At 41.6% G+C, this 1,301-nt stretch carries 3 protein-coding genes; all 3 read left to right on the top strand.

Annotation, left to right across the window (positions count from 1 at the left end; genetic code table 11):
• A partial coding sequence (locus GPK83_RS09460; RefSeq protein WP_215704633.1) for a Type 1 glutamine amidotransferase-like domain-containing protein occupies positions 1 to 363 on the top strand: 363 nt, incomplete at its 5' end.
• Between the two features lie 121 nt (positions 364 to 484).
• A complete protein-coding gene (locus GPK83_RS09465; RefSeq protein WP_204932806.1) occupies positions 485 to 922 on the top strand; it encodes a radical SAM mobile pair system MarR family transcriptional regulator in 438 nt (145 codons plus the stop codon).
• Positions 919 to 1,301, top strand: a 383-nt coding sequence (locus tag GPK83_RS09470) for a DUF5131 family protein (RefSeq protein WP_215704634.1), incomplete at its 3' end; no start/stop codon positions are given. The genes GPK83_RS09465 and GPK83_RS09470, both read left to right, overlap by 4 nt.

A 1,301-nucleotide genomic window follows, 5' to 3' on the forward strand; every position in this document is an offset into this window, starting at 1 on the left:
ACCGGCGGAAATTCTTTCTTTCTTATGGACCAGCTCCGTAAAACGGGAACTGATGGACTGCTGAAAAAGGAATTGGCAAAGGGAAAACTGATGATCGGTGAATCGGCGGGTGCGATTATATGCGCTCCAACTATCCAATATATTGAACAAATGGATGAAAAGCCGGAGGACTACTCACAAGAAGATGATGCAGGGCTTGATTTGATTGATTTCTATGTTCTTCCGCATTATCTTACAGCACCATTTAAGAAAGTTACTGAGAAAATAATGATTGAATTTTCGGATTTGAATCTATGCCCAATTAACAACCGTCAGGGAATTGTAATCGATGGTGAAGCTTCAAAGGTTATTTGCAAAGACTGATTTGAAAATTCAAGTTTGAAGAATTGAAAAAACGGAATTTACCTATTAAGACATATAAACTCTTGACAATAAAACTCCTATATAGTATGTTTTTAATAAACTACTATATAGGAGCTTTTGCATGGAAATGAATGGAGGATTTCTTGTCACCAAAATAAAACAGCTTGGAGACCGGATTTTCGAGAAGATTCTCAGTGAAAAGAATATTGATGCGTTTAATGGAGCCCAGGGACGTATTCTTTATGTGCTGTGGCAGGAGGATGGTATCTCAATCAGGTCACTCTCGACTAAATGCGGATTAGCGATAACATCTCTTACTACGATGCTGGAAAGAATGGAAAATCAAGGGCTGATAAGCCGTGTTCAGTCTGAAACGGACAAAAGGAAAACACTCCTGTTTCTGACTGAGAAAGCACATGCCTTAAAGGGCGAGTACGATTTTGTATCTGATGAGATGGGCAGTATTTACTACAAAGGTTTTTCAGAGGAAGAAATTACCCGGTTTGAGGAATGCCTCGACCGCATCAGAAAGAATCTTGAGGAGTGGCAGAAGTCATGAGTATTTGTATCAAAGATCAGATTCAGAACATGAATATCGTCATCGGCTGCACAGTGGGATGTACATATTGCTATGCCCGCAACAACGTGAAACGCTGGCATATGATTGATGACTTCGCTGACCCTGAATTCTTTCCGGGTAAGCTCAAGATGATGGAAAAGAAACGTCCGCAGAACTTTCTTCTTACCGGGATGAGCGATCTCTCCGGATGGAAGCCGGAATGGAGAGACGAGGTATTTGCAAAGATCCGTGAAAATCCACAACATCAGTTCCTGTTCCTTACCAAGCGACCTGATTTACTGGATTTTGATACCGATCTGGAAAACGCATGGTTTGGCGTTACGGTGACGAGGAAAGCCGAACTGTGGCGTATCGACGC

It is taken from the genome of Clostridium sp. MCC328, assembly GCF_018785465.1.
GTDB lineage: Bacteria > Bacillota > Clostridia > Lachnospirales > Lachnospiraceae > Pilosibacter > Pilosibacter fragilis.

What these genes read in the sequence shown, in the direction of transcription:
- GPK83_RS09465 (WP_204932806.1), top strand. Translation starts at nt 485, where the DNA reads ATGGAAATGAATGGAGGATTTCTTGTCACCAAAATAAAACAGCTTGGA.